The 759-nt window shown below is 35.3% G+C and carries 2 protein-coding genes; both read left to right on the forward strand.

Translation table 11 applies throughout. The annotated features are described in order from the left end of the window. Window positions 1-50: 50 nt before the first annotated feature. On the forward strand, window positions 51-218 hold the full coding sequence (locus tag SB771_RS33425) for a hypothetical protein (protein ID WP_410721845.1): 168 nt from the start codon (window positions 51-53) through the stop codon (window positions 216-218). Further along, window positions 219-641: a hypothetical protein gene (locus SB771_RS33430; RefSeq protein WP_410612659.1), complete on the forward strand. Its 423-nt coding sequence runs from the start codon at window positions 219-221 to the stop codon at window positions 639-641. It abuts the gene before it with no gap. Window positions 642-759: the final 118 nt, after the last annotated feature.

Raw genomic sequence — 759 nt, forward strand, 5'->3', positions numbered from 1 at the left:
CAACGTGCTAGCGTTGGCGGGTTTGGGCAGAGCCCAAGAAAGGCGGTTCTATGATGAAAATGACCAAAAGTGAGTTTGAAAAAGGTATGATATATGCGAAAGCTACACACGCCATTGAAGGAATTTATCTTACAGCTGAAGAGGAAGAATTGATATGGGAGCATGTATCTGGTCAGATCACAGATGAGGAGTATGAGAGAAAAGCCCTTGAAAATTGAATGAAGAAAATTATACAAGTTGTAATTGCATCTGTTTTTCTGTTTACTCTTTTTGATACTGGTGTTATAACAAGCACTAAGAAAGCTGAAGCCTGTTATCCAGCTTACAAATGTATGTCGAAAACAACATTGCCTAAAAAGTATAAGTTGTATTATAAGAACCCAGATAGACGAGCTGGTTCTTATGCTGGTGGTGTTGTTATTGGTGGATTGGGGTTTTTAGGTGGTACTCCTGGAGCTATAGCGGCTTTTCTGGGTGGATCAGCATATAGTTATAGAGAAGTGTATCATGGTAATATGTCGTTTAAAACTTATATAAAAAGAAGTCCTAAAGCTGATAAAAAGTTTAGAATTAAAACGGTTTATTATGAACGTACAAATTATAAGGGGAAGAAAACTGTTAGAGTTCGTGATGAAAATTAATTAGGTTAGAAAGGACGATTGAAGATGACATTGTATAGAGGATTGAATATATTGTTTTCTTTAACTTTTGTTGTATGTATTTTGGTAGGACGAATAGTTTTTGAAAAAAATAATGGAG

Origin of the sequence: Burkholderia sp. SIMBA_051, from assembly GCF_046534915.1 — a bacterium.
Taxonomy (GTDB): Bacteria; Pseudomonadota; Gammaproteobacteria; order Burkholderiales; family Burkholderiaceae; genus Burkholderia; species Burkholderia ambifaria.

Bases quoted from the DNA above. Each gene is read 5' to 3' on its own strand.
- SB771_RS33425 (WP_410721845.1), top strand. From the start codon at position 51: ATGATGAAAATGACCAAAAGTGAGTTTGAAAAAGGTATGATATATGCG.
- SB771_RS33430 (WP_410612659.1), top strand. From the start codon at position 219: ATGAAGAAAATTATACAAGTTGTAATTGCATCTGTTTTTCTGTTTACT.